Annotated in this window: 24 protein-coding genes; 10 read left to right on the top strand and 14 right to left on the bottom strand. The window is 70.6% G+C overall.

Annotated elements, in window-relative coordinates; translation table 11 throughout:
* Nucleotides 1-241 precede the first annotated feature (241 nt).
* Nucleotides 242-1,549: a D-arabinono-1,4-lactone oxidase gene (locus ACZ6WN_RS12110; protein WP_465864881.1), complete on the bottom strand. Its 1,308-nt coding sequence runs from the start codon at nucleotides 1,547-1,549 to the stop codon at nucleotides 242-244.
* 143 nt (nucleotides 1,550-1,692) lie between these two features.
* Here ACZ6WN_RS12110 and ACZ6WN_RS12105 point away from each other — a divergent pair, with 143 nt between their 5' ends.
* Nucleotides 1,693-2,901 carry an amino acid deaminase/aldolase gene (locus tag ACZ6WN_RS12105; protein ID WP_465864880.1) on the top strand — a complete coding sequence of 403 codons (1,209 nt, stop codon included), beginning with the start codon at nucleotides 1,693-1,695 and terminating at the stop codon, nucleotides 2,899-2,901.
* 13 nt (nucleotides 2,902-2,914) lie between these two features.
* Here ACZ6WN_RS12105 and ACZ6WN_RS12100 read toward each other — a convergent pair whose 3' ends face one another.
* Nucleotides 2,915-3,520 (bottom strand): TetR/AcrR family transcriptional regulator, encoded by a 606-nt coding sequence (locus ACZ6WN_RS12100; protein ID WP_465864879.1) that lies wholly within the window; start codon nucleotides 3,518-3,520, stop codon nucleotides 2,915-2,917.
* Nucleotides 3,521-3,617: 97 nt separating this feature from the next.
* On the opposite strand from ACZ6WN_RS12100, the gene ACZ6WN_RS12095 reads away from it, so the two are divergent.
* On the top strand, nucleotides 3,618-4,841 hold the full coding sequence (locus tag ACZ6WN_RS12095; protein ID WP_465864878.1) for an alanine racemase: 1,224 nt from the start codon (nucleotides 3,618-3,620) through the stop codon (nucleotides 4,839-4,841).
* A gap of 4 nt (nucleotides 4,842-4,845) precedes the next feature.
* On the opposite strand, the gene ACZ6WN_RS12090 is transcribed toward ACZ6WN_RS12095, so the two are convergent.
* From ACZ6WN_RS12090 to ACZ6WN_RS12075, 4 genes are all read right to left on the bottom strand, one after another.
* The gene (locus ACZ6WN_RS12090; protein WP_465864877.1) at nucleotides 4,846-5,748 is read right to left on the bottom strand and encodes an endonuclease/exonuclease/phosphatase family protein; all 903 of its coding nucleotides are present in this window, start codon (nucleotides 5,746-5,748) and stop codon (nucleotides 4,846-4,848) included.
* Nucleotides 5,749-5,832: 84 nt separating this feature from the next.
* A complete protein-coding gene (locus tag ACZ6WN_RS12085) occupies nucleotides 5,833-6,885 on the bottom strand; it encodes a serine hydrolase domain-containing protein (RefSeq protein WP_465864876.1) in 1,053 nt (350 codons plus the stop codon).
* Nucleotides 6,886-6,901: 16 nt separating this feature from the next.
* Entirely contained in the window at nucleotides 6,902-7,669 is a 768-nt protein-coding gene (locus ACZ6WN_RS12080) for a hypothetical protein (RefSeq protein ID WP_465864875.1), read from the bottom strand.
* Nucleotides 7,670-7,845: 176 nt separating this feature from the next.
* Nucleotides 7,846-8,298, bottom strand: a complete 453-nt coding sequence (locus ACZ6WN_RS12075; protein ID WP_465864874.1) for a carboxymuconolactone decarboxylase family protein — start codon at nucleotides 8,296-8,298, stop codon at nucleotides 7,846-7,848.
* A gap of 139 nt (nucleotides 8,299-8,437) precedes the next feature.
* On the opposite strand from ACZ6WN_RS12075, the gene sigJ reads away from it, so the two are divergent.
* Nucleotides 8,438-9,319 carry an RNA polymerase sigma factor SigJ gene (gene sigJ, locus ACZ6WN_RS12070; protein ID WP_465864873.1) on the top strand — a complete coding sequence of 294 codons (882 nt, stop codon included), beginning with the start codon at nucleotides 8,438-8,440 and terminating at the stop codon, nucleotides 9,317-9,319.
* 12 nt (nucleotides 9,320-9,331) lie between these two features.
* On the opposite strand, the gene ACZ6WN_RS12065 is transcribed toward sigJ, so the two are convergent.
* From ACZ6WN_RS12065 to ACZ6WN_RS12050, 4 genes are read right to left on the bottom strand one after another with little or no spacing between them, the layout of a single operon-like run.
* Nucleotides 9,332-10,591, bottom strand: coding sequence for an FAD-dependent oxidoreductase (locus tag ACZ6WN_RS12065; protein WP_465864872.1), 1,260 nt, complete (start codon nucleotides 10,589-10,591; stop codon nucleotides 9,332-9,334).
* Nucleotides 10,582-11,241 (bottom strand): maleylpyruvate isomerase family mycothiol-dependent enzyme, encoded by a 660-nt coding sequence (locus ACZ6WN_RS12060; RefSeq protein WP_465864871.1) that lies wholly within the window; start codon nucleotides 11,239-11,241, stop codon nucleotides 10,582-10,584. The genes ACZ6WN_RS12065 and ACZ6WN_RS12060 overlap by 10 nt, the downstream gene beginning before the upstream one ends.
* Before the next feature lie 5 nt (nucleotides 11,242-11,246).
* Entirely contained in the window at nucleotides 11,247-12,071 is an 825-nt protein-coding gene (locus ACZ6WN_RS12055) for a fumarylacetoacetate hydrolase family protein (RefSeq protein ID WP_465864870.1), read from the bottom strand.
* Entirely contained in the window at nucleotides 12,071-13,225 is a 1,155-nt protein-coding gene (locus ACZ6WN_RS12050) for a cupin domain-containing protein (RefSeq protein ID WP_465864869.1), read from the bottom strand. The genes ACZ6WN_RS12055 and ACZ6WN_RS12050 overlap by 1 nt, the downstream gene beginning before the upstream one ends.
* 127 nt (nucleotides 13,226-13,352) lie before the next feature.
* Between ACZ6WN_RS12050 and ACZ6WN_RS12045 the strand changes: the two genes are divergently transcribed.
* Nucleotides 13,353-14,126 carry an IclR family transcriptional regulator gene (locus ACZ6WN_RS12045; protein WP_465864868.1) on the top strand — a complete coding sequence of 258 codons (774 nt, stop codon included), beginning with the start codon at nucleotides 13,353-13,355 and terminating at the stop codon, nucleotides 14,124-14,126.
* Nucleotides 14,127-14,178: 52 nt separating this feature from the next.
* A complete protein-coding gene (locus tag ACZ6WN_RS12040) occupies nucleotides 14,179-14,997 on the top strand; it encodes a hypothetical protein (RefSeq protein WP_465864867.1) in 819 nt (272 codons plus the stop codon).
* Nucleotides 14,998-15,004: 7 nt separating this feature from the next.
* Here the strand turns inward: ACZ6WN_RS12040 and ACZ6WN_RS12035 are convergent, their stop codons facing one another.
* Nucleotides 15,005-15,907 carry a hypothetical protein gene (locus ACZ6WN_RS12035; protein WP_465864866.1) on the bottom strand — a complete coding sequence of 301 codons (903 nt, stop codon included), beginning with the start codon at nucleotides 15,905-15,907 and terminating at the stop codon, nucleotides 15,005-15,007.
* A 384-nt stretch (nucleotides 15,908-16,291) separates the two neighbouring features.
* Between ACZ6WN_RS12035 and ACZ6WN_RS12030 the strand changes: the two genes are divergently transcribed.
* From ACZ6WN_RS12030 to ACZ6WN_RS12020, 3 genes are all read left to right on the top strand, one after another.
* A complete protein-coding gene (locus ACZ6WN_RS12030) occupies nucleotides 16,292-17,164 on the top strand; it encodes a S1 family peptidase (RefSeq protein WP_465864865.1) in 873 nt (290 codons plus the stop codon).
* A 194-nt stretch (nucleotides 17,165-17,358) separates the two neighbouring features.
* Nucleotides 17,359-18,234, top strand: coding sequence for a S1 family peptidase (locus ACZ6WN_RS12025; protein ID WP_465864864.1), 876 nt, complete (start codon nucleotides 17,359-17,361; stop codon nucleotides 18,232-18,234).
* 181 nt (nucleotides 18,235-18,415) lie between these two features.
* Nucleotides 18,416-19,270: a S1 family peptidase gene (locus ACZ6WN_RS12020; protein WP_465864863.1), complete on the top strand. Its 855-nt coding sequence runs from the start codon at nucleotides 18,416-18,418 to the stop codon at nucleotides 19,268-19,270.
* Nucleotides 19,271-19,320: 50 nt separating this feature from the next.
* Here the strand turns inward: ACZ6WN_RS12020 and ACZ6WN_RS12015 are convergent, their stop codons facing one another.
* A complete protein-coding gene (locus ACZ6WN_RS12015) occupies nucleotides 19,321-20,520 on the bottom strand; it encodes a glycosyltransferase (protein WP_465864862.1) in 1,200 nt (399 codons plus the stop codon).
* 350 nt (nucleotides 20,521-20,870) lie between these two features.
* Here ACZ6WN_RS12015 and ACZ6WN_RS12010 point away from each other — a divergent pair, with 350 nt between their 5' ends.
* Complete coding sequence (locus ACZ6WN_RS12010; RefSeq protein ID WP_465864861.1) at nucleotides 20,871-21,713, top strand: hypothetical protein; 843 nt, start codon at nucleotides 20,871-20,873, stop codon at nucleotides 21,711-21,713.
* Here the strand turns inward: ACZ6WN_RS12010 and ACZ6WN_RS12005 are convergent.
* Nucleotides 21,697-22,590 (bottom strand): class I SAM-dependent methyltransferase, encoded by an 894-nt coding sequence (locus ACZ6WN_RS12005; protein WP_465864860.1) that lies wholly within the window; start codon nucleotides 22,588-22,590, stop codon nucleotides 21,697-21,699. The genes ACZ6WN_RS12010 and ACZ6WN_RS12005 overlap by 17 nt on opposite strands.
* A gap of 35 nt (nucleotides 22,591-22,625) precedes the next feature.
* Between ACZ6WN_RS12005 and ACZ6WN_RS12000 the strand changes: the two genes are divergently transcribed.
* Complete coding sequence (locus ACZ6WN_RS12000; RefSeq protein WP_465864859.1) at nucleotides 22,626-23,357, top strand: oxidoreductase; 732 nt, start codon at nucleotides 22,626-22,628, stop codon at nucleotides 23,355-23,357.
* Between the two features lie 284 nt (nucleotides 23,358-23,641).
* Here the strand turns inward: ACZ6WN_RS12000 and ACZ6WN_RS11995 are convergent, their stop codons facing one another.
* Entirely contained in the window at nucleotides 23,642-24,436 is a 795-nt protein-coding gene (locus ACZ6WN_RS11995) for an HAD family hydrolase (protein ID WP_465864858.1), read from the bottom strand.
* Nucleotides 24,437-24,453: the final 17 nt, after the last annotated feature.

The raw sequence follows: 24,453 nt of genomic DNA, 5'->3' as shown, positions 1-24,453 counted from the left end.
TGGGAGACGCCCAAGTGACGAGGAGTAGCCGACTCGGCGCGTCTGTCCCGCGGAGTCATGCCGACTCGGCGCCAATGTCCCGCGGAATCAGGCCGACTCGGCGCGAACGTCCCGCGTACGAAGGCCGAGTCGGCGCAATTGTCCCGACGGCTTGGGACATCAGCGCCGACTCGGCGCTGCCTTGCGGGACATCAGCGCCGACTCGGCGCTGCCTTGCGGGACAGTTGCGCCGACTCGGCGGTCAGGAGCCGAGGATCTGCTTCAGGTGGGGGTTGCCGAAGGTGCGGGAGGGGTCGAGCTTGTCGCGGAGCGCGACGAAGTCGGCGAAGCGTGGGTAGCGATCCGCGAGCTCTGCATCGGTGAGCGTGTGCATCTTCCCCCAGTGCGGGCGGCCGCCGGCCTCGCCGGCGATCCGCTCGAAGGCCGCGAAGTAGTCCTCGCGCCACGGCGACGAGGGTGCGGTGTGGATGGCGATGTAGACGTTCTCGCGCTCGAATCCCGTCGACAGCGGGATGTCGTCAGCGCCTGCGACCCGGACCTCGACCGGGAAGGAGATGTTCCACGACGACGCCTCGACCGCACGCTGCAGCGAGGCGAGGACCTCCATGCCGGCGGCACGCGGCACGGCGTACTCGCTCTCCACGAACCGCACCTTCCGCTGCGAGGTGAAGACGCGGTAGGAGATGTCGGTGAACTCCCGCGGTGAGAGGGCGGAGGCGGCGAAGCGGGCCAGCGGCTTCACCAGCCCGGGCGCGCGCAGCCCGAGCGCGACGGTCGCGCCGAAGGCCTGGTTGGAGAGGAGCTCGTCGTCGAACCAGCCCCGGACCCGGCCCACCGGCGCCAGCGGGGTCTCCGGCAGCGGCAGCCGGGTGTTGTGCTTGGTCAGCACCCGGGTCGTGTGCGGGAACCAGTAGAACTCGAAGTGGTCGGTGCCGGACGCGTGCTCGTCGAACGAGGCCATCACCTCGGCGAGCTCTCCGTTGCCCTCGCGCGCGTTGAGCGCGAAGAGCGGCTCTGTCTGGAGGGTGACCTCGACGATGATCCCGAGCGCGCCGAGCCCCACGCGGGCGAGGTCGAAGACCTCCGGGTTCTCGTCGGCCGAGCAGGTGATCACGGAGCCGTCGGCGAGGAGCAGCCGCAGGCCGCGTACCTGGGTCGCCAGGCCACCGAAGCGCGCCCCGGTGCCGTGGGTGCCGGTCGAGATCGCACCTGAGATCGACTGCTCCTCGATGTCGCCGAGGTTGGTCATCGAGAGCCCGAGCGCCTCCAGCGCGCGGTTGAGGACCTTCAGGCGGGTGCCGCCACGCACCGTCACCAGGCCGGTCGTCGAGTCGGCCCGGACGATCCCGGAGAGGCGGTCCAGGCTCACCTGGACGTCGACGGGTGACCCGATCGGGGTGAAGGAGTGCCCCGCACCGATCGGCCTGACCTTGCGCCCGGCCTCGGTCGCGGCCACGACGACCGCCGAGAGCTCCGCCTCGTCACGAGGCGCCACGACCTCGATCGCGCCCGCGTGCTGGTTGCCCGCCCAGTTCTGCCACTCACTCACGCCACCACCGCTCACGCCGCACAGGGTGTCGCGTCGGGGGCGTTCGGTCAACGCCTTCGCCCCGATCGGTTTGGGCCGCGCGGTGGCACAGTTGGTTACCTGCCGTTGACGCGAGTGCCGCGCGGGGCATAAACACTTGGGTCGTGGTCACGACTTCCCACCATCTCTCCGGCCAGCAGCACGAACGGCTCGACCGAGCGACCGCCTGTCTCGACGGACCCGTCGGGGCGGTGGACCTCGCGGCGTTCGACGCCAACGCCGACGACCTCGTGCGCCGTGCCGCGGGCACCCCGATCCGGGTGGCCAGCAAGTCCGTACGCTGCCGGGCGCTGATCGACCGGGTGCTCGCCCGCGAGGGGTATGAGGGGATCCTGGCCTTCACGCTGTTCGAGGCGCTGTGGCTGGCCGAGACGCACTACGACGTCGTGGTCGGCTACCCGACCGTCGACCGAGCCGCGCTCGCCACTCTCGCGAAGGACGAGGAGAAGCTCGCCCGGGTCACCCTGATGGTCGACAGCGCCGAGGGGTTGTCGCTGGTCAAGTCTGCGATCGGCACCCCGGCCGCCCCCGTACGCGTGGCCATCGACCTCGACGCCGCGCTGGTCATCGCGCGCCGCATCTGGCTCGGCGCCCGCCGCTCCCCGGTCCGCACCCCCGAGGACGCCGTCGCCCTCGCCCGGATCATCGTCGACGACCCGGACTTCCAGCTGGTCGGGCTGATGGCCTACGAGGGCCAGGTCGCCGGCACCGTCGACCGTCCGCTCAGCGGCAACCCGCCGGCCGCTGTCATCAGGAGGATGAAGAAGGCCTCCATCGCCGAGATCACCGAGCGCCGCGGGAAGATCGTCGCCGCCGTACGCTCCCTGACCGAGCTCGAGTTCGTCAACGGCGGCGGTACGGGCTCGATCGAGTCCACCCACGCCGACCCCTCGGTGACCGAGATCGCGGCTGGGTCCGGGCTCTACGGTCCGACCCTCTTCGACCGCTACGACGGCTTCACGCCCCACCCGGCGGCCTACTTCGGCCTCTCCGTCGTCCGCCGCCCGGCCCCGGGCATCGTCACCGTGGCCGGTGGTGGCTGGATCGCCTCGGGCCCGCCCGGGCTCGACCGGGTGCCGAGCCCGACCTACCCCTTCGGCCTGGAGTACGTCGCCACCGAAGGCGCCGGGGAGGTCCAGACGCCGCTGCGCGGCCATGCCGCCGACGAGCTCGCGATCGGCGACAAGGTCTGGTTCCGGCACGCGAAGGCGGGCGAGGTCTGCGAACGGCTCGACACGCTCCAGCTGATCGAGGGCGACGCGATCATCACCGTCGCGCCGACCTACCGGGGCGAGGGCCAGACCTTCCTGTGACCTGCCTGCCGGGTCACTCGCCCAGCAGCTGGAACCAGCTCTCGGTGAGCAGCTCGCACATGCGGTCGTGGTCGACGCCCCAGGCCCCGTCGGCCCAGTGCTGGGACACGTAGTCGAACTGTCCCATCGCCAACGCGCCGCGGAACTGCCGGCTGTCGGCCTCGAACCGGTCGGCCTTGGCCAGCCCGGCGCCGATGTCGGCGATCGCATCCTCGATCCAGGCGTCGACGCCGGCGCCCAGGTCGGGGTCGATCGCGTGGGCGGCGCGGCAGATCCTGATGATCGGCAGCACCGTGGGCCAGTGCGCCGCGATCTCCCGGAGCCAGGCGCCGAGCTGCTCGCGTGTCCCGGCCGCCACCGCGTCGATGAGCGCCGGGCCCGTGGTGCACCCTTCGGAGGCCAGCGAGAGCTCCGGGTCCAGGCGCTCGATGATCAGCGCCTTGACGATCTCCGACTTCGAGGCGAAGTAGGCGTAGAAGGTCACCCGCGTGGTCCCCGCCGCGGTGGCGATCTCGTCGATCGTGGTGGCTGCGTAGCCGCTGGAGACGAACCGATCCATCGCCGCGTCCAGGAGGAGGCGGCGGGTCGTCTCCCTCCGCGCTGCTCGGGGGTTGTCCATGGCGTCACGATAGGCGACCTGGAGACCCCCCAGGAGATTTCCAAGTTTTCTCGAAACCCGGTGTCCGGCGGACAGGCCGTCGGTAGGTTCGGTCCCGATGGACGATCATGTGACCTGGGCGGACAAGGGCTTCTGGGAGCCGGGAGAAGCCGTCGATCTCACCACGTACGCAGCCTCCGGCCGCAACCTCTTCGACGGCTCGTTCACCTGGCCGGCGATGGTGCTCAAGAAGAGCGCGCTGGAGCACAACATCGCGACCCTCGCGGGCTTCGCGGAGGAGCACGGCCTGCTGCTCGCGCCGCACGGCAAGACCACGATGGCGCCCTCGCTCTACCAGCGGCAGCTGGACGCCGGCGCGTGGGCGATCACGGTCGCCTCACCCAGCCAGGCGCTGGTCGCCCGTCATGCCGGCGTACGCCGGGTCCTGGTCGCCAACGAGATCCTCGACCACAGCGCGCTGAGCTGGGTGGCCTCCGAGCGGGCGGCCGACCCGGAGTTCCTCCACCTGCACTGGGTCGACTCGGCCGAGGGCGTCGAGGCGGCGGCGGAGGCCTCGGCCCTGGTCGGCGTCGAGGACCGGCCGCTGGCCGTGCTGATCGACCTCGGCTTCCCGGGCGGGCGCACGGGCTGCCGCTCCGTCGAGGAGGCCGTCGGACTCGCGCGGCTGGTCGACTCCACGCCGGGCGTACTCCTGGCGGGGGTGGCCGGCTACGAGGGCGGGCTGGAGACGGCGGACGCGGTCGGTGACTACTTCGACCGCCTCAAGGAGCTCGCCTCGACACTGTTCATCAAAGGCCTCGTCGGTGCCGACGCGATCGTCTCCGCAGGTGGCAGCGCCTTCTTCGACGTGCTCGCCGATCGCTGGGCCTCCGGGTGGCCGGACGGCATGACGCCGCGCAAGGTGCTGCGCAGCGGGACCTACGTCACCCACGACCACGGTCTCTACGCCGGCACCACGCCCTACCACCGCATCCCGGGCGCCCTGGACCCGGCCATCGAGGTGTGGGCCCAGGTGGTCTCGGCCCCCGAGGAGGGGCTGGTCATCGTCGGCATGGGCAGGCGGGACGCGCCCTATGACAACGGTCTGCCGGTCCCGCTCGCGGTGCGGCGCAACGGCTTCGGCGGTGCCGAGGCGCTCGCAGGCACCGTCGAGAAGCTGGCCGACCAGCACGCCTTCCTCCGCACCGACGCCCGACTTCGGCCGGGCGACCTGGTCAGCTTCGGGATCTCGCACCCGTGCACGGCGTTCGACAAGTGGCGGCTGATCCCGGTCGTCGACCTCGACTACACCGTCACCGAGCTGGTCCGGACGTACTTCTGAGGGCTCAGGCGATGTCGGAGAGCCGCACTCTGACCTGGTAGAACGCGCCGTGGTCGGTGGCGCGACGGGCCGACGGCCCGGAGTAGACCTTGTAGCGGTCGGGCTGCAGCGACGGGCTGAGGAAGGCCTGGTCGATCGGCGCCCGGCCGGCGGTGGCGCACTGCTCGTGCGTCGCGAGCGGGCTCATCAGACCGGTCCCAGGCGAGGTCAGGTCGCACAGGATGTCGTTGCGCTGGTTGAAGTCGCCGGCCACGACCATCGGCACCTCGGCGCGCGCGACCACGTCCTTGACGATCCGGGCGTTCAGGTCGCGCCACTTCTTCTGCCGGGGAGCGGACTCGATGCTCGCCGGGAAGTGGACGGGCAGGACCCCGACGCGCAGTCCCGAGGAACGCTCCTCCAGCACGACCACCGGCGCGCTGACGCGGGCGCCGTGGCGGTAGTAGAGGGTGACCGTGTCCTTGCTGACCAGTCGGAAGACCGAGCGGCGGAAGAAGACCGCGTCGTCGGTGGCGTCGGGCGTGGAGACCAGTGCGTACTCCCGCCCGAAGGACTCGAAGGCCTCCCGCTGCGGCGCCTCCACCTCGGCGAGGACGCCGAAGTCGATGACCGTACGCCGCAGGTGACCCACCACGATCCGCATCCGTGGCACGCCGTCGAGCCGTCCGGCAGCAACGCCGCCGGGCGCGGTGTGGTGGTCGGCCCAGGCGTTGAGCCAGGCGAAGCGCTGGAACCCGGGTTGCACCGGCGCCGCCTGGGCGACCTTGACGGTCGGGCCGGCCGAGGCGGTTGTCGGGACCAGGAAGCTGATGGCGGCGGCGATCACGCCGCACAGCGCGACCGCGGGCACGACGGCCCGCCATCGGTGGTCGAGCTTGGCGAGACCGTCCGAGGCAGTGGGGGACACGCCTACCGACGGTATGAGTCCGCCGTGTGCGCTGGACCAAACGCGTTCGAATACTCAGAAACCTCGGGTGAACTCCGGCGACGGTCAGGCCGGCGGCCCGATCTCGGCGGTCACCAGGTCGGCGAGGCGCTGCGCGGTGCCGAAGTCGGGGGCGAGGCGGTTCTTGGTGATCGCGAACGAGATCCCGGTGGCGGGTTCCGCATAGGCATGGCTGCCTCCTCCACCGGGCCAGCCGAGGCGTCCCAGCGGATAGCCGAGCGCCAGCCGGGCGGGGTTGCCGAAGACCTGGTCGGTCCCCTCGAAGGCGACCGCCGACAGCTCCTCGAGCTGCTCCCGGGCGATCAGCCGGCCGTCCAGCATCGCGGCGTACGCGGTCGTGATCCCTCGTGCCGTGAAGGTGCCCACCGACGGGACATCGGCGCCGACGAACCGCGGGTCGTTGCCCATCGACGCCCGGGGCTGCCGCTCCCAGGGAGCCAGGATCCCGTCCGGATCCGAGGCCTCGGCCGGCGCCGGCGCAGCGTCCTCGAGCCGCGCGAGCCGGGTGAGGTCGCTCGGCGGGACGCCGAAGTGCACCTCGCCGGTGATCCCCAGAGGAGCGGCGACCCAGTCCTCCAGCAGCCGGCCCATCGGCATCCCGGTGACCCGGCGGGCGACCTCGCCGATCAGGAAGCCGAAGGTGAACGAGTGGTAGCCCGTCCGCGTGCCCGGGGGCCACAGCGGAGCCGCTTCGGCGAGCGCCGTGCAGACCCGGTTCCAGTCGGCGAGGTCACCGGGTCCGAGCCCGCCGGGCATCGCGGGCACGCCGACGGTGTGGGTCAGCACGTGGCGCAGCGTCGCGGACTCCTTCCCGCGCGCGCCGAACTCCGGCCACACCTCCGCGACCCGCGTCTCATAGCCGATCAGGCCCTTGCCGACGAGGAGATGGGCGATCAGTGCGGCCATCCCCTTGCCGGTCGAGAAGCTGAAGAACAGCGTCTCCGGGGTCACCGGCCGTCCGGTCCCGCTGTCGGCGACGCCGGCGACCGCGTCCACGACCCGGCGCCCCCGATGCTCGACGGCGACCTGCAGCCCGGTCTCGGCACCGCCGTCGACAAGCTCGTCCAGGACGTACTGGACTCGGTGCTGGAGGGTCATCGCCGCCTCGCCCGGCCTACAGGTCCATGAAGATCAGGGCACCTGCGATGTCGGCGGTGCCGTAGTGGAGGTAGTCGTCGACGGTCGTCTCGGGGACGCCCTTCTGCGCGGTCACGAAGCCGACGACGACCGCCTTGGAGGAGTCCTTGGCGACCCACTTGCCGATCACGTCGTCCGCGATGAGGCTGCCGGTGGGCAGGTCGAAGTCGGTCTCCTTCACGGACTCCGCGGCCGCCGTCGCCTCCTCCTCGGTGTCGAAGACGTAGATGACCCGGAGCATCCGCAGCTTGCCGCCCTCGGCGTCGTGGATCCCCATCGCGGCGTACTCGCAGCCCTTCCTCTCCAGGGCCGCCGACGCGATCGGGCCGCAGTCCGGATAGTCCTGCGAGGCCACGTACGTCGCGTTCATGCTCACGTCGCCGAGCTTGAACCTCCAGTCGCCCTCGAACAGGTCCGCGGCCAGCCCGCCGGGGGCAGGAGCGGTCGCCGACGTGCTCGGCGTGGCCGTCACCGTCAGCGGCCCCGGCTTGGCCGTCGGGTCCTCCGCGCCGCTGAGAAGGACGATCGCGGCCGTGATGATCACGCCGATCACCAGCACCACGGCGATCGCACCGAGACCGATGACGATGGGCCAGGGGTTGTGCGGCCTCTCCGGCGGCGGTCCTCCCGGGGCGACCGGGTCCTCGTTCGCCGGCCGCCCGGGCTGGGCCCCGAGGTTCGGCGCCGGAGGCATCGCGCCGTACCCGTCCGGCTGCGACGGTGGCGGTGGTGTCGGTGTCGTCATGGGTCCCCTGCCCGCATAAAGAATCCCGTGGGAGAAGCGTTTCCCCGCGGTTCCGCAATTCTCTCGTACGCCCCCGCCGCGATCGGTAGCAGCCGAAAATTAGTCCGGGACGTTCCCGCCCATCTACCCGCCGGTAACGGGCAGAAATGTCCCGGACTACCTCGTCCCGCCGTCGATCAGGGGGCGACGGGGTAGTGGCTGGAGATGGCGATGCGGTTCCAGGTGTTGATGGCGATCGCGACCCAGGTGAGGGCGGCGATCTGCTTGGCGTCGAGGATGCTCTCGACGTCGACCCGGGGAGCGGCGGCGGTGTGCAGGTCGCCGATGCGGGTGATCTGCTCGGCGATGGTGAGCGCGCCCTGCTCCTCGGGGGTGAAGTGCTGCGACTCCCACCAGGCGGCGACGAGGGCGAGACGGTCGGTGGTCTCGCCGTTCTTGAGGGCGTCCTGGGTGTGCATCCGCAGGCAGAAGGCGCAGCCGTTGATCTGCGAGGCGCGGAGCTTGACGAGGTCGACGGTGAGCCGGTCGACGCCGGCGACGGTGATGGCCTCCTCGACCGCCTCCTCGACGGCCATCTGGGCCTTGTACGCAGCGGGGAACAGCTTGGTCACGTTGACGTTGGCGAGCATCGGGGTCCTTCGGGTCGGCCCGCCACAGCGCGGGCATTCACACTGCTTGACGAGACGTCCGAGACGAATGTGAGGTCGCCACCTCACATTCGCGCTGTCCGGCTCGTCACATCTGGTGGACCCCGGAGGAGATGCCACGATGCCTGACATGGACGACCTGGGCGAGGTGATGATCGAGCGCCGTCGCCTGATCGCGCTCGCCTACCGGCTGCTCGGCACGCTCGAGGAGGCCGAGGACGCGGTCCAGGAGACCTACCTGCGGTGGTATCGCCTCTCCGACGACGAGCGGGCGGCGATCGACAACCCGGCCGGCTGGCTGAGCCGCGTGACCAGCCGGGTCTGCCTCGATGTGCTCAAGTCGGCGCGCTCGCGCCGGGAGAGGTACGTCGGGCCCTGGCTGCCCGAGCCGGTCCGGCCGGGCTTCCTCGCTGCCCCCGAGGACCCGGCCGACCGGGCGACCCTGGACGACACGGTGAGCACCGCGCTGCTCGTCGTGCTCGACGCGATGACCCCGGCCGAGCGGGTCGCGTTCGTGCTCCATGACATCTTCGCCGTCCCGTTCGGCGACATCGCCGGGGTGGTCGGCCGCTCCCCGGCAGCGGTGCGGCAGCTCGCCACCTCGGCACGACGCCGGGTCGCCGAGCAGCGCGTCGACGTCGCCCCGCTGCCGGAGCACGACGACGTCGTCCGCGCCTTCGTCTCGGCCACCGCCGGCGGCGACCTCGGTCGCCTGGTGACCCTGCTGGACCCCTCGGTGACGCTCCGCTCCGACGGTGGCGGTCGGGTCAGCGCGGCCCGCAACCCGATCGAGGGTCCGGAGAAGGTCGCGCGGTTCCTGCTGGGCGTGCTCACCAAGCGGCCGACCTGGACGATCCGCACCGAGGCCACCGCCGACGGCCTCGGGTTCACGCTCGTCGAGGACGGCGCCCACCGCGGAGTCGCCAACCTGCGCGTCGCCGGCGGCCGGGTCACCGACGTCTGGATCGTCCTCAACCCCGACAAGCTCGCGCGCTGGAGCTGACCCCGGCCAGGCTCAGACCAGCGACGCGTCCGCGGTCTCGAGCGGGATCGGCCGGAACATCTCCGGCTCGTCCCCGGGCGTGAGCGCCGTGGTCGAGTAGAGCCAGTCGATCATCGTGTAGTCCCCGGTCTCCCGCGCCAGGAGCAGCGCATTGCGCTGCTCGCGGGCCCGCCCGTGGAGGTGCCAGAGGACACCCCACCTGCGGGAGGTCTCCACGACGCGGCGGCAGTGCTGGGGGCGTACGGCCTGGTAGGCGGCGAGGGCGGCGTCCCAGTCGACCGAGCCGTCCTCGGTGCGGAGCCGGCGGACGTGCTCGCCGAGCACCCAGCCGTCCTCGATGGCCATGATCGCGCCCTGGGCGATGTACTGCAGCGGCGGGTGCGCGGAGTCTCCCAGCAGCGCGACCCGGTCGTAGACCCACCGGTCGATCGGGTCGCGGTCGTACATCCGCCACCACTTGTCGCGCCACATGTGCGCCAGGCCGTCCTGGATGAACGGGGTGGTCGCGGCGAAGGCGGCGTCGAGCTCGTCCGGCGTGCCCCAGTCCTCCTCGCCCGCGAGCGCCTTGGGCGACTCGAAGACGGCGACCTGGTTGAGCAGCTCGCCGCCGCGCAGGCCGTAGTGGACGAAGTGGCAGTCCGGGCCGACATGCACGACGACCTCGGAGAGGTCGACCTCGGCCCCGCGCCCGGAGCCGGTGGGCATGGTGCCGCGGTAGGCGACGTACGCCGAGGAGACCGGCTGGTCGCCCACGAACTTGGAGCGTGCGGGGGAGTGCAGACCCTCGGCGGCGATCACGATCGGCGCGGTCTGGGTCGAGCCGTCCGCGAGCTGGACGGTCGCCTCGTCCGGGCCGGCCGTGTAGTCGACGACCTTGGCGTCCGTCACCAGCTCCACGCCCGAGCGCTCGGCCGCCCGCAGGAACATCGCGTGCAGGTCGGAGCGGTGGATCACCAGGTAGGGGTAGCCGTAGCGCCGCTCCATGTCGCGCAGGTCGAGCCGGGTCAGCTCCTCGCCGGAGACGGCGTCCCGCATCACCATCGCGTCGGGCACGACACCGAGCGACCGGGCCTCCGCCAGGAGGCCGTAGTCGTCGAGGATGCGGGTGCAGTTGGGCGCGAGCTGGATGCCGGCCCCCACCTCGCCGAAGGCGGAGGCCTGCTCCAGGACCCGGACCCGTACACCCCGACGGGCCAGGGCGTACGCCGCGGAGAGCCCGCCGATGCCGCCCCCGACCACGATCACGTCGGTCCCTGAGCGCGTCACAGCCATGGTCCCAGCTCCGGTGCCTCGGCGAGGGCGTGCGGCCGCCCGGCGAGCCAGGCGGCGACGTCGGGCAGCGAGCCCTCGACGCCGCGCAGGTCGTCGTCGGAGAGCCCCCGCTTCGTGCGGATCTCGTCGGCGAGGGCGAGCAGGAAGTCGTCGGGCAGGTCGGCGAAGGTGATCCCGACGCCGAGGTCGACGGCATGGACGAAGACCTCGCGGGCGCGCATCCAGGGGACGTCGCTCGCCCGGCGGGTGACCAGCTGGGCGGTGATCACCTCGTGGTCCCACTGCTCGGGCGTGAGCCGGTCCATGGTCGCCTCGAGCTCGCCGACGCCACGGAGATACCAGGCGCGAAGCTCCTCGGCCGGCCGCGTCGCGGCCGCCTCGATGTCGGCGTTGCGCTGCTCGGTGGAGGCGTACATCCGCTTCTCCACGCCCGTCTCGGCCCAGGAGAGCAGGTTGCCGAGGGCGTCGGCGTTGGCGGCGACGTGGCCGACCAGGTGCTTGCGGGTCCAGCCCGGCAGCTGCGAGTCGGCGTCGTAGTCGGCCGGGGCGAGGCCGTCGATCGCGCCGGTCAGCAGGGCCGTGCCCTCCGTGACCCAGCGGCGGGCGTCGCCGAACGTACGTATCGGGGTGGCGTCGATCAGGACGGACATCGCGATCAGCCCTTCACGATCGTGTTGGTGAGGGTGCCGATGCCCTCGATGGTGATCTCGACCGTCTCGCCGCCCCACAGGAACTCCTGCGGAGCCCGGGCGTGCCCGACCCCGCCGTTGGTGCCGGTGAGGATCAGGTCGCCGGGGCGCAGCGTGGTGATGGTGGAGATGTAGCGCACCAGGTCGACCGGGTCGAAGACCAGGTCGGAGGTGTTCGCGCTCTGCTTCTCGACCCCGTCGACGGTCAGCAGCGTGGCCAGCTCCGGACGTACGCCGCCGGGCAGCTCGTCAGGGGTGACGACGTAGGGGCCGACCGGTGTGGTGGCCTCCCACATCTTGCCCTGCAGCCACTCGCGGGTGCGGAACTGCCAGTCGCGGACCGAGTAGTCGTTGGCGGCGGTGAAGCCGGCGATCGCGGCGGCGGCCTGCTCCTCGTCGGCGTGCCGCACCGTCGTGCCGATCACGATGGTCAGCTCGCACTCCCAGTCGAGCTGCTCGGTCTCGGCGGGCTTGGTCACCGGGTCGTTCGCGCCGGTCAGGGTGTCGGCGAACTTCGCGAACAGCACCGGGTACTCGGGCAGGTCACGGCCCATCTCCTCGATGTGGCTGCGGTAGTTGAGCCCGACGCAGACGACCTTGCTGGGCTGCGGCACGACCGGCGCGAAGCTCGCGGCCTCGACCGGGTACGTCACCGGGTCTCGAGGCAGGTCGGGCGAACCGGCGGCGAGGTACGCGCCCACGTCGGGGTAGCCGAGGTCCACGAGCTGATCACCGTCGAGCCGGACCCCGCGGGTGCCGTCGGCGGTGCGGATGGTGGCGAGCTTGGGCATCAGGAGTCCTTCTGGGTGCGGTGGAGGTGGAGCGCCTCGAAGACGGGCGCGTCGGAGAAGCGGAAGAGGTCCAGAGACCCGGAGTCCGAGTCTGTCGTGCCCGCCTCGGACCTGGCCGAGAACGGTTCCCACGAGGGAACCACGAACAGGTCACCGCGCGACACGGTCCAGGACTTCGTACCCACCGTGACGACGCCGGAACCGTCGAAGACCTGGTAGACGCTCGACCCGGTCTCGCGCACGGGCGCGGTCTCGGACCCGGTGGTGAGGCGGTGGAGCTCGGCGCGCATCGTCGGCAGCACGTCCCCGCCGGTGGCCGGGTTCGTGTAGCGGACCGCCGCGTGGCCGGGCTCGACGGTGCCGCCGTAGCCCTCCTTCTCGAGCGCGAGCTGGTCGGCCAGGGCCCGGTCGGTGAACTCCCACTTGTAGGAGAGCAGCGGGCTGCCGGGAGCGGTGTGCGTGAGCGCGACCGGCGAGAGGCCGGGGTGGCCCCACAGCCGCTCGGAGCGGGAGCGGTCGGGCGTGACCCGCTCCGCCGAGGAGATCTCGTCACGGCCGAGCTCGAAGAACTGGGACTCGGTGGCGTACTGGAACGGGATGTCGAGCCCGTCGATCCAGGCCATCGGCTTGTCGGTGGCGTTGTGGTGGGCGTGCATGTTCCAGCCGGCCTGCGGCAGGAAGTCGCCGCGGTTCATCGGCACCGCGTCGCCGCCGACGACCGTCCAGACACCCGAGCCCTCGACGACGAAGCGGAAGGCGTGCTGGGTGTGGCGGTGCTCGGGAGCGTCCTCGCCGGGCATGAGGTACTGGATCGCGGCCCACAGCGTCGGCGTCGCGAACGGGCGCCCGCCGAGGGACGGGTTGGCCAGCGCGATCGCGCGGCGCTCACCGCCCCGGCCGACGGGGACGATCTCGCCGGCGCGGCCGGCCAGCTCGACCAGGTTGTCCCACTTCCACAGGTGCGGGACGGCGCGGCTGTGCGGGTGGGTCGGCATCAGGTCGCCGATCTCGGTCCACAGGGGGACCAGGAGCTCCTGCTCGAAGCCGCGGTAGAGCGCTTCGAGCTCGGGAGTGACGGTGGGCTGGTTCTCGGCCTCGACGGCCGTCAGCCTCACCGGCGAGGCGGATGTGGAGGGCACGGACGTGGTGGTCATGGTCACAGCGTGCTGGTTCCAGGCGTGACAGAACCAATAATTCTGTTATACAGAACACTCGGCTCGGTGAATCTCCTGCGAAGCCAGGCGATAGGTGCCAGGTTTGATGTGATCAGGAAGAGGTGGGATGGACAAGCCGCTGAAGACACGGCCCCCGTATGCGATCACCAGCGTCGACCACGCGCTCAAGCTGGCGGCGATCCTTCAGCTCGAAGGCCGCTTGACCGTCTCGGAGGCAGCGGCCCGGCTCGACGTTGCCCGCTCCACCGCCCACCGGCTGCTCGCGATGCTGGTCTACCGCGACTTCGCGGTCCAGGACGAGGACAAGGTCTACCGGGCCGGGCCGGTGCTCGAGCTGGCCGCCCACTCGCGCTCGACCGCATCCCGGCTGCGCCAGGTCGCGATGCCCCATCTGCAGCGCCTGGTCGACCTGCTCGGCGAGTCCGCCAACGTCGCCGTGCGTGCCGGGGACACCTGCCGGTTCATCGCCTCGGTCGAGTCGCCCCAGTCGCTCAAGGTCGGCTCCCGCGAGGGCATGGTCTTCCCCGCCCACCGCACCACCGCCGGCCTCCTGCTCCTGGCCCAGATCTCTGACGACGAGATCGCCTCGATCTACTCCCGGGAGAGGTACGCCGGCCATCTGGCCGATCGCCCGGACATCGACGCGCTGCGCACCGAGCTCGAGCGCGTACGCCGCAACGGCTTCGCCTTCAACGACGGCCGCTCCGAGCGTGGCGTGGTCGCCGTCGGCGTCCCTGTCCGTGGCGCCGGAGGAGACGTCGTGGCGGGGATGTCGATCTCCATGCCCAGCGTCCGCTACGACAAGGAATCCCTGCCGAGCGTCGTCGCCACCCTGATGTCCGGTGCGGGCGCTCTGGAGCGTGACCTGGCTCAAGGGTGATCTGCGTCAAGTTGCCCCCGGTAGCGTCGGGTCGCGAGTTAATCTGGGCCCAATGAGCAGCACCCCGCCCTCCAGTGATACCCGAGCAACGAAACCATCCCGCATCGACTGGATCGCGACCACCGCAGGCGCCCTTGCCGCCGTCACCTCCGCCCTGCTCCTCTCCACCCTCGGTGCGGTCGGCACCCTCGTCGGGGCGGCGATGGGCAGCGTCGCGGCCACGATCGGCACCAACCTCTACTCGCAGTGGCTCGCGAAGAGCCACCAGAAGGTGACCAGCGCCCAGGTCCTGGCCCGGTGGCGGGCGGCCGGTCTCGCCGGCGTACGCACCGGTTCGGAGCCCGCGACCGAGCCGGCTTCGGACTCCGTGGCCGAGGCGGCGGAGATGGCCGAGGGGGACGGCGACGCCGAGCCGATGCCGTCGTGGCGGGAGCGCCTCAAGACGCTGCCCTGGAAGCGGATCGCGCTGCTCTCGCTGGCGATGTTCCTGGTCGTGATCGCCGTGATCACCGTCTTCGAGCTGCTGGCCGGGCGCAGCGTCAGCTCGATCACGCGAGGAGGGGACGGCGGCACGACGATCTCCCGGGTGACCGGGGGTGGCTCGGACCAGGGCGACGGCGAGCAGCGCGAGAATCCGTCGCCGGGCGCCACCGTGACCCCCTCGGAGTCCGCGAGCACGAGCACCGAGCCCTCGGAGTCGGCCGAGCCGTCCGAACCGGCCACGACGGAGGAGCCGAGCGCCGAGCCGTCGACCTCGACCGGACCGAGCTCCTCGCCCTCGGCGCAGCCGAGCGAGAGCGGCAGCGCCTCGACCGAGCCGTCGCCCACGGTCGGAGCCTCACCCGGATCAGCGGACCAGGTGACACCCTGAGCCGGGCTCACATCCGGAAGAGGATCTCCGCGCCGAGATCGGTGTTGCCGTAGGAGGTGTACTCCTTGCCCTGGTCCACGGTGATGCCGTCGCTGGCCGTGACCATGGTGTAGACGACGTACTTGCCGTAGTCCTTCACCTTGAACCAGCCCTGGGTGTAGTCGGGCAGGGAGGCTTCGGCGGGCGGGATCACGTGCCGTGGCTCGATCTTCGCGGCGGCCTTCCCGGCGGCCTCGACGGTGCTGAAGTCGTAGATGAAGTGGGTCATCCGCAGGTTGCCCCGCTGGGCCTTGTAGGAGACCCGCACCGCGTAGTCGCAGCCGAGGCTGCGGATCGCGGGCTTGAGCGTCGCCTTGCAGCCGGAGTAGTCCTTGCCGCTCAGGTAGCGGGCCTTGAGCGTGACGTCGCCGTAGGTGAACTTCCACGGACGCGGGACGTCGGCCTTGGACAGGTGTTCGGGGCCGATGGTCGAACGCGAGGTGGCGCCGTCGCTGGGGTCGGCCGGTGAGCTGGTGCCGGGCCACCCGGGTCGGCCGCTGGCCTCGCCGCTGACGTCGGAGCTCCCGCCGCCCTGGCTCGGGGACCCGCTCGGTGTCCTGCCGGCCGAGGACGTGCCGCTCGCCGATGGCACTCCGGCGGTCGTGGCGGCGTCGTCCCCGCGGGTGAAGAGGGCGTAGACGACCACCCCGCACACGACCACGAGCCCGAGGGAGACGGCGATGGTCAGGACCTGGCGCAGCGGGCCGCCCCGGCCGGCGCGCTCCTTGCGGGCATTGAACGCCGGCCGGTCGCCTCCCGTCTCCTCGGAGAGCCCGATCAGGCGCTCGTTGTAGTCGAAAGGGGCAGGCTGCTTCTGCGGCTCGTCAGGCGCGCCCGAACCGGGGGAGCCTGGGGGCGGCGGATACGGCATGGGGTTTGTCTACCATCTATCAACGGTCGCCACGCCGAAGGTGTGGAAGACGGGCGAAATCCCGCCCGAATTCCCGCTCGCGCAGCGAGATGAACACGGATACCCACCGTACGCGGCTCCGGACCCGGGCACCTACAACTTGGCAATGCTTACCCCATCCTCTTCTGTGGGCGGCCCGCCGAAAACCCTGCGGAATCGCGTGTTGCTGCATTGCAGGAATTCGAAGAACGAGTCTTTGCAATGCAGATTCTTGGGGAATCGAATGTGGTGCGGGGCAAGGGAAAGAACACGAAACTCAGTTACCCGCCCCCGGTAAACCGCGAAACCCGTGGTTTCGGGTGCGGAAGCCCGCAACACGCGGGCCTTTCCCCCAGGAGGAGACGTATGAGGTTCCAACGCACCAACTTCCGTCCCCGCACGTTCGCCGCGCTCGCCGCGGGTGTGGGTCTCGCGGCCTCCGCCGCCGTCGCCGTCCCGGCAGCCGCCGCGGACGCCGAGTTCAGCAAGGCCGAGGTCGCATCGGTCAAGTCGGCTGTCGCCGAGTCCGCTCCGGTCGGTTCGTCGTGGTACACCGACCCGGCCACCAACAAGGTCGTCGTCACGGTCGACGAGACCGTCTCCGCGGCCGAGATCGCCGAGGTGAAGGAGGCGGCCGCCGAGAAGACGAGCCAGGGCGACGAGGCCGTGACCGTCAAGCACACCAAGGGGGAGTTCACCCCGCTCATCGGCGCGGGTGACGCCATCTACGGGGGCGGCTACCGCTGCTCCCTCGGCTTCAACGTCAAGGTCGGCGGCGCCGACTACTTCCTGACCGCGGGCCACTGCACCAACGACGTCTCGACCTGGTACGCCAACTCCTCGCAGAGCACGCTGCTCGGCTCGACCGCGGGCTCGAGCTTCCCGGGCAACGACTACGGCATCGTCCGCTACAACTCGTCCATCTCGAAGACCGGCGGCTTCACCGCGGGCACTGCGCGGGTCGGCCAGAGCGTCACCCGTGACGGCTCGACCACGGGTGTCCACACCGGCACCGTGACCGCGGTCAACGCCAGCGTCCGTTACGCCGAGGGCACCGTCAGCGGCCTGATCCAGACCAACGTGTGTGCCGAGCCCGGTGACTCCGGCGGCGCGCTCTACTCCGGTTCGACCGCCCTGGGTCTGACCTCCGGTGGCTCGGGCAACTGCAGCAGCGGCGGGACGACCTTCTTCCAGCCGGTGACGGAGGCGCTCAGCGTGTACGGCGCCACCATCTACTGATCGAGCACCCTTGACGGAGTGTCACTGATCACGCACGAGTAAGCCGCGGGGTGACGTGGTTTGAGCCACGTTGCCCCGCGGCGTACGAAATTTCGTCGAACTACGAAAGTTTTTTGCCAACGACTGGCCGATGAGGCATCTAGAACGACATACTCACTGTGGTCGTGTTCGGGCACATCGCGGTGGAGGAACGTATGAGGTTCACCAGGTCACGTAACCGTCTGCTCGCTGCAGCGGTCGGTCTAGGTCTGGCGGCTACCGCCGCGGCCGCTCCGGCGGTCGCCGCGCCCCCGGGGGAGAAGCGCAGCGCCAGGGCGCTCGCGGCCGCCTACTCCGCCGTCGACTCCGCGGTCAACAGGTCCGCGCTGTCCGGCATCGCGTGGTACACCGACGAGGCCACCGGCACGGTGGTCGTGACCGCCGACTCCACCGTCCCCCGGGGCGCCCTGCGCCGGCTGACCGAGGCCGCCGGCGTCGATGCCGACGCGGTCACGCTCAAGCGCGCCGAGGGCGAGTTCAAGCCGTTCCTCGGTCCGGGTGACGCCATCCACGGAGGCGGCTACCGCTGCTCGCTCGGCTTCAACGTACGCAGCGGCGGCACCCACTACTTCCTCACCGCCGGCCACTGCGCCGAGGAGGTCGGGACGTGGTACACCAACTCCTCTGAGACGACCCGGATCGGACCGACCGTCAAGTCGAGCTACCCGGGCAACGACTACGCCCTGGTGCGCTACGGCAACACCTCGCTGAGCCACCCGGGCGGCGGCTACACCGCCGGTGACGCGCGCGTCGGCCAGCGGGTCACCCGCGACGGCTCGTCGACCGGCGTGCACTCCGGCCGGGTCGAGGCGCTCGACGTCTCGGTCCGCTACCGCGGGTCCGGCACGGTCCGCGGCATGATCCAGACCGACATCTGCGCCGAGTCGGGCGACTCCGGTGGCCCGCTCTACGCCGGCTCGACCGCCCTCGGGATCACCTCGGGCGGCTCGGGCGACTGCTCCTCGGGCGGCACCACCTTCTACCAGCCCGTCCGCGAGGCTCTCCGCGCCTACGACGTGAACCTCTACTGACAGGCCTATGCCCCGTTTGGTAATGATTTCGCCCTGACGGTGAAATTTTCTTCCTCCGCATGGTCGACCGGCTGACCCGCCGACATACTCCCGAGAAGGTCGTGCTCGGGCACATCGCGGTGGTCGGGCACTCCTGGCGCCCGCAACCACGCGGGTTCCTGGTCGTTCGTAGGAGGAACACATGAGGTTCACCACGTCCCGCACCCGTCTGGCCGCAGCCCTCGCCGGTCTCGGTCTGGCAGCCACCGCTGCCACCACGCCGGCGCTCGCTGCACCGGACCACAAGGAGTTCAGTCCGAAGGCCCTCGCCGCGGCCAGCTCCGCCGTCGACAAGTCAGCTGTGTCCGGCATCGCCTGGTACACCGACGCAGCCACCGGCAAGGTGGTCGTCACCGCCGACTCCACCGTCTCGAAGGGGGAGCTGGCCAAGATCACGAAGGCCGCCGGCGCAGACGCGCTCACGATCAAGCGCACCACCGGTACGTTCACCACGCTGCTCGGCGCCGGCGACGCCATCTACGGCTCCGGCTACCGCTGCTCGTTGGGCTTCAACGTGCAGAGCGGCAGCAGCTACTACTTCATCACCGCCGGGCACTGCGGTGACGAGGTTCCGACCTGGTACGCCAACTCGTCCCAGTCCACCCTGATCGGCCCGACGGTCTCCTCGAGCTTCCCGGGCAACGACTACGCCCTGGTCCGCTACGACAACGCCTCGCTCTCGCACCCCGGCGGCTTCTCGGTCGCCGATGCGTATGTCGGGGAGAAGGTCACCCGTGACGGCTCCACCACCGGCGTCCACACCGGCACCGTCCAAGCGCTCAACGTGACCGTCCGCTACCAGGGCGCCGGCCGGGTCAGCGGTCTGATCCAGACCAACGTGTGCGCCGAGCCGGGTGACTCCGGCGGTGCGCTCTACGACGGCACGAAGGCCCTCGGTATCACCTCGGGCGGGTCCGGCAACTGCAGCAGCGGCGGCACGACCTTCTTCCAGCCCGTTCGTGAAGCCGTCAACGCCTACGGCGTGACCATCTACTGATCCGCCTCCGCTGGTCGAGCCCCGCTCACGGGGCTCGACCAGCGCTCGTCTCAGACCGCGACCGGGATCAGTGCCGTGTCGGCGGATTCCTTGATGAGCCGGGCGTACGCGTCGAAGAGCCGCTGCTCGGAGAGACGCTGCCGGTTGCGGAAGATGCGCTCGAAGTGCTCCTCGCGCTGGGCGAAGGCGGCCTTCCAGGACTCGGCCATCTCGGCCGGGTCGAAGGACGCCACCAGGCGGGGGTCGCCGACCATGGCCGGAGCGTCGCCGACCGGCGTGGTCACCGGGACCGCGCCGCAGGCCATCCCCTCGAGCAGGCACAGCGGGGCGGCCTCGCCGAACGCCGAGGTCAGCGTGATCAGGTCGGCGGCGTTGTAGAGCGGCGCCATCTGGCTCTGGATCCCGAGGGCGTGCAGGTTGGTCTCCAGCGCCGGCCAGGCGCCGAGCTCCTCGCTGACGAGCGCCGCGAAGGCCGGGTTTTCCGCGGTCATCCCGGCGCCGCACATGACGAGGTGGGCGTCGGGGTGCTCCTGGACGAACCGGCGCGCGGCGCGGACGAAGAGCGGGATGTTCTTCATCTCGTCGAAGCGCGCCGCGATCATCACCACGGGTGCGTCGCCGTCCACGCCGAGCTCGGCCCGCTTGCCGGCGCGCAGCTCGGCGTCGGTGCGGAACTTGTAGAGATCGACCCCGTTGGGCAGCACCGGCAGCCGCTCCAGCGGGATCCCGGTCGCCTCGTGGTAGGCCCGCTGCGTCGACTCCGCACAGCACACCGCCGCGGTCAGCAGCCCGGCCCGGTCGAGGTCGATGAGCTCCTGTACGCCCGCCCCCTGGTGCTCCGGGTCGGATCGGTGCAGACACGTGATCAGCGGCGTCCCGGACGTGCCGACCCTGCCCAGCACCGTGAGCGGCTGCTCCTTGAGGGAGAGCACCACGTCGGCCTTCGCCACCGACTGCGCCACGCGCTTGAGCTGGCTGGTGGTGATGGGGCCCGTCGGCGTACGTCTCAAGGCCCGCACCGGCACGCCGGCCGAGGTGAGGCGGCGGTAGGAGTTGTCGGAGGAGATCCGCTGGGCGGTGAACTCCCGCTGCACGCGGTCGCTGAGGCTCAGCACGCTGTGTCGCTGAGGCGTGGTGGCGTCGAGCGCGCGGACGACTGCGGTGTGCAGGATCCGGGCGCCACCGGCGAAGAAACCTTCGTACAGGGAGAGGACGGAAGGGCCGTCCTCGAGGTATGTCACGGTGGACATGTCGACCTCACTTTTTCCGCAGGAGGCATCGCCCGAGCGGTGATGGTGGTGGGGCTACGGCAGAGATATGCGGCTTCGCTGGGACGCTAACGCGTCCGTGGGCGCATCCCAAGACATCGTCGGCTCGGGGCGAAGGATTTCACTTGATCGTCATCTTCACGCGCGCATCGTAGGGAGCGACGGAGGATTTATCGAAACCGGCGGGGATCCGGATTCGATTTACGTTATCCGATGTGGCGTACGTCACGCTATGCGTTCCTCGAGATTGCTCGGTGAACGATTGGAGCGGGTCTCGGACGCGCTGCTGAATAGGGCCGCGAGGGCGGCCGGATCCCGCTACGTTCGGGCGTATGACGACCGAGGTCACGACGTACCGCTATGTCCGTTTCGCTCTGTGCTGTCTGCTCGCGGGGCTCGCGATCTCGGTGGGCGCCCAGACGATCACGAGCGGGGAGTGGGAGACCTCGATCTCGTCCTACTACTACACCCCGGCAGGCCCGGTCTTCACCGCGGTGCTGTGTGCGCTGGGCGTGTGTCTGGTGGTGCTGCGGGGCTATACCGACGCCGAGGACACCGCGCTCAACCTCGCCGGGCTCTCGGCGCCGATGGTCGGCTTCGTGCCGACCCCGGAGATCGGGGAGCAGATCGACAAGGCGGCGATCGTCAACAACGCCTGGAGCTACCTGGCGGTGATGGCGATCGGCTGGGTGGTCGTGCTGATCTTCGGGCTCCGCAAGCGTGCCGCCGCCGGCGCCTGGCCGTCGCGCTGGGGTGCCATCGGCCTGGTCTCGGTCGCGGCGGCGTGGCTTGTCGGGGTGGGCTGGCTGCTGATCGACCAGGAGAGCTTCGCGACGAAGGCGCACGGGCTCGCGGCCGTGTTCACCTTCACGCCGTTCGCGCTGGCGGTCGTGCTCAACACCGACTGGGGCGTGCGGAAGATCGCGCGCGAGGCCGACAAGGCGCGTACGCGGCTCGACAAGACCTACTGGGCGCTGGTCGTGGCGATGGTGGTGCTGCTGGCGGCCGGCATCGTGCTGGGCCTGACCGGCTGGACCTACTGGCTGCTGGCGACCGAGATCTCGCTGCTGGCCTGCTTCACGATCTTCTGGGTCATCCAGAGCTTCGATCTGATCGACCCGAGGCGCGACGCCGCCACCACGCGCCCGCGGGACCCGCTCACCGGAAGTCGATGAGCAGGTCGTCGTCGCCGTTCTCGGGATCGGTGATGACGCGGGGGAGGCGTACGGCGGTGTCGGTCCGCTTGGCCAGCGGCACCTGCGGCTCCGGGTCCTCGTCGGTCTCGACGGTCTCGACGGTCTGCTTGACCTGCGCCTGCGGGAGCACCTGCGTACGCCAGGCGCGGCAGTTGTAGGGCAGCTGCATGCCGTCCATGCCACGGCCGTAGCCGTCGTAGAACGCGAGTACCTCGCTCCGCTTCTGCTCCTGGGCCTCCGGCCGGAGGGTGGCGATGTTGGAGCGCGACCGGGCCAGGTCCTGGATCGAGTGACGGTCGACGATCTGCCAGTGCCGGAACGTCTGCGCCTCCACGGCGGAGAAGAGTGCGGAGTCGTCGAGGATCGGGGTCGGGTCGAAGCCACCGTCGTGCTTGCCGATCAGCCTGCCGAGCTTGCGCACCCAGGGGATCCGCTCGTCACGCTCGTTCTGGACCACGGCGAGCCGTCCGCCCGTACGCAGCACCCGGCCGATCTCCGCCAGCGCCTTGGCGTGGTCGAACCAGTGGAACGCCTGACCGACGACGACCACGTCGTAGAGGCTGTCGCCGGTCGGGATCTGCTCGGCGGTGCCGCTGGTGGCGCGTACGTCGGGGAGCTTCTCGGAGAGGATGTCGAGCATCGCGTCGTCCGGGTCGGTCGCGAAGACGTCGTGGCCCAGGCCGACGAGCACCTCGGTGAGCTTGCCGGTGCCTGCGCCCAGCTCGAGGACCGAGCACGGCTCCTCGCCGACCAGCCACTTCACCGCGTCCACCGGGTAGGACGGGCGCCCGCGGTCATAGCTGTCCGCCACGCTTCCGAAGGAGCGTGCCGGATCGGGGTTGGCTGGGTCCGTCATCGTGGCCAGGGTAACCCCCGCTTAGGCTTCATCGTGTGAAGGATGATCCGCTGGCCCGGTTGGTGTCGCTCGAAGGTGTGGCCTCGGGGTTCGCCGCAGCTCGTGACGGTATCGACGTGATGCTGCGTGACCGGGGACTGCGGCGTACGTCCCCGGAGACCACCGCCGAGTCGCTGCTGCGCGGTGCGCACGCCTCGGCCGTGCTGGAAGGGTCCTCGTCGTCCTTGGGTGAGGTCCGCGCCTCCGGCGGGGACGCGATCGCAAAGGACGCGGTGCGGCTCTCGACCGAGCTGCTCTCGCTGGTGCCGGTGGTGAAGCAGGCGCCCCTGCAGGCGTTCGCACGGCTGCACGCGCTGGCCGCCGCGGCCTCGCTGGAGGCAGAGGAGCTGGGGCGGCCACGCTCCTCGGCCGCCGCTGAGCGGTTGCGGCATCTCTCCGACCTGCTGCTCGCGCCGACGTCGGCGCCGGCGTTGGTCGTGGCCGCGTTCGCGCACGCCGATCTGGCGACCGCTGCTCCGTTCGCGTCCCACAACGGACTGGTCGCGCGTGCCGCAGAGCGGCTCGTCCTGGTCGCGCGCGGCGTGGACGAGAAGTCGCTGGTCGTGCCCGAGGCCGGCCATCTGGCGCTGCGGGCCGCCTACGAGTCGAACCTGCGCGGCTTCCGTGAGGGTGGCCAGGCCGGGGCGCACTCGTGGCTGCTCTACGCGGCCGAGGCGTACGCCGCCGGGGCCGAGGCCTCGCCGCTGCGCCTGGACGCGGCCGAGTAGTCCGGCAAAAGCAGGTGGCACCCGGTGGGTTGTGAGCACCGGGTGCCACCGCTGACACGAGCGTTTCTGGTTACCAAGCGTGCAAGGTCTGGTCACTGCGCCGGGATTTCTCCCCGGCTACAGCACCCCATCAGATGGGTGGATCGCCGCGTGGGTGCCTGTCACTCGTGTACGTCTTGTTACGTCTCTGTTTCTACGCTGATCGGCGGCCAGATTCAACCCTGGAAATTCTGCGGGATGAGGAGGATGATGCGGCTTCTGCTCGGCTCAGGATCCGAGGCGCGTCAGGCGCCGAGGCGGCGGCGCTTCGCGCCCGCCCAGATGACCCCGCCGGCGATCGCGACGGCGCCGCCGACGGCCAGCGCGGCCAGGGTCGGCGTGGACGGGGTGAGCACGCGGCTGCGCAGCGCGACCGGCTTGTTGAACACCAGGATGTCCCAGCCGCGCTCCTTGGCGGCCCTGCGGAGGTCCTTGTCGGGATTGACCGCGAACGCGTGACCGACCTCCTCCAGCATGGGGAGGTCGGTGACTGAGTCGGAGTAGGCGTACGACTGCTCGAGGTCGTAGCCGAAGCGCTCGGCCAGCTGCTGGACCGCGCGGGCCTTCTCCTCGCGGTAGGCGTAGAGCGCGATCTCGCCGGTGTAGCGGCCGTCCTCGATCTCCATCTGGGTGGCCACGACGTGGTCGGCGCCGAGCATCGCGCCGATCGGCTCGACCAGCTCGGTGCCGGAGGCGGAGACGATGATGACGTCGTGCCCCTGGGCGTGGTGCTGCTCGATGAGCTGCACGGCCTCCTCGTAGACGAGCGGGTCGACAACGTTGTGGAGGGTGTCGGCGACGATCTCCTTGACGGTCGCCACGTCCCATCCGGTGACCATCTCGGAGAGCGCCTTGCGCATCTTCTCCATCTGGTCGTGGTCGGCACCGCCGACGACGTAGACGAACTGCGTGTAGGCCGAGCGGATCATGGCCGCGCGGGTGATCAGGCCGCCGGCCTGGAAGTGCTTGGAGAACGCAAGCGTGCTCGACCTCGCGATGATCGTCTTGTCGAGATCGAAGAACGCAGCGATGCGTGTCATGGGCACATCGTAGACGG

The organism is Nocardioides sp. NPDC054178, from assembly GCF_055585005.1.
Note: the sequence above shows the minus strand (reverse complement) of the source record. Positions and strands in the feature narration are given on the sequence as shown.

Coding starts and splice junctions, on each gene's coding strand:
- ACZ6WN_RS12035 (WP_465864866.1), bottom strand. CDS start 15,907: ATGCCGTATCCGCCGCCCCCAGGCTCCCCCGGTTCGGGCGCGCCTGAC.
- ACZ6WN_RS12085 (WP_465864876.1), bottom strand. CDS start 6,885: ATGACCCTCCAGCACCGAGTCCAGTACGTCCTGGACGAGCTTGTCGAC.
- sigJ (WP_465864873.1), top strand. CDS start 8,438: ATGCCTGACATGGACGACCTGGGCGAGGTGATGATCGAGCGCCGTCGC.
- ACZ6WN_RS12015 (WP_465864862.1), bottom strand. CDS start 20,520: ATGTCCACCGTGACATACCTCGAGGACGGCCCTTCCGTCCTCTCCCTG.
- ACZ6WN_RS12030 (WP_465864865.1), top strand. CDS start 16,292: ATGAGGTTCCAACGCACCAACTTCCGTCCCCGCACGTTCGCCGCGCTC.
- ACZ6WN_RS12065 (WP_465864872.1), bottom strand. CDS start 10,591: ATGGCTGTGACGCGCTCAGGGACCGACGTGATCGTGGTCGGGGGCGGC.
- ACZ6WN_RS12095 (WP_465864878.1), top strand. CDS start 3,618: ATGGACGATCATGTGACCTGGGCGGACAAGGGCTTCTGGGAGCCGGGA.
- ACZ6WN_RS12100 (WP_465864879.1), bottom strand. CDS start 3,520: ATGGACAACCCCCGAGCAGCGCGGAGGGAGACGACCCGCCGCCTCCTC.
- ACZ6WN_RS12005 (WP_465864860.1), bottom strand. CDS start 22,590: ATGACGGACCCAGCCAACCCCGATCCGGCACGCTCCTTCGGAAGCGTG.
- ACZ6WN_RS12055 (WP_465864870.1), bottom strand. CDS start 12,071: ATGCCCAAGCTCGCCACCATCCGCACCGCCGACGGCACCCGCGGGGTC.
- ACZ6WN_RS12075 (WP_465864874.1), bottom strand. CDS start 8,298: ATGCTCGCCAACGTCAACGTGACCAAGCTGTTCCCCGCTGCGTACAAG.
- ACZ6WN_RS12060 (WP_465864871.1), bottom strand. CDS start 11,241: ATGTCCGTCCTGATCGACGCCACCCCGATACGTACGTTCGGCGACGCC.
- ACZ6WN_RS12080 (WP_465864875.1), bottom strand. CDS start 7,669: ATGACGACACCGACACCACCGCCACCGTCGCAGCCGGACGGGTACGGC.
- ACZ6WN_RS12010 (WP_465864861.1), top strand. CDS start 20,871: ATGACGACCGAGGTCACGACGTACCGCTATGTCCGTTTCGCTCTGTGC.
- ACZ6WN_RS12025 (WP_465864864.1), top strand. CDS start 17,359: ATGAGGTTCACCAGGTCACGTAACCGTCTGCTCGCTGCAGCGGTCGGT.
- ACZ6WN_RS12040 (WP_465864867.1), top strand. CDS start 14,179: ATGAGCAGCACCCCGCCCTCCAGTGATACCCGAGCAACGAAACCATCC.
- ACZ6WN_RS12020 (WP_465864863.1), top strand. CDS start 18,416: ATGAGGTTCACCACGTCCCGCACCCGTCTGGCCGCAGCCCTCGCCGGT.
- ACZ6WN_RS11995 (WP_465864858.1), bottom strand. CDS start 24,436: ATGACACGCATCGCTGCGTTCTTCGATCTCGACAAGACGATCATCGCG.
- ACZ6WN_RS12045 (WP_465864868.1), top strand. CDS start 13,353: ATGGACAAGCCGCTGAAGACACGGCCCCCGTATGCGATCACCAGCGTC.
- ACZ6WN_RS12050 (WP_465864869.1), bottom strand. CDS start 13,225: ATGACCACCACGTCCGTGCCCTCCACATCCGCCTCGCCGGTGAGGCTG.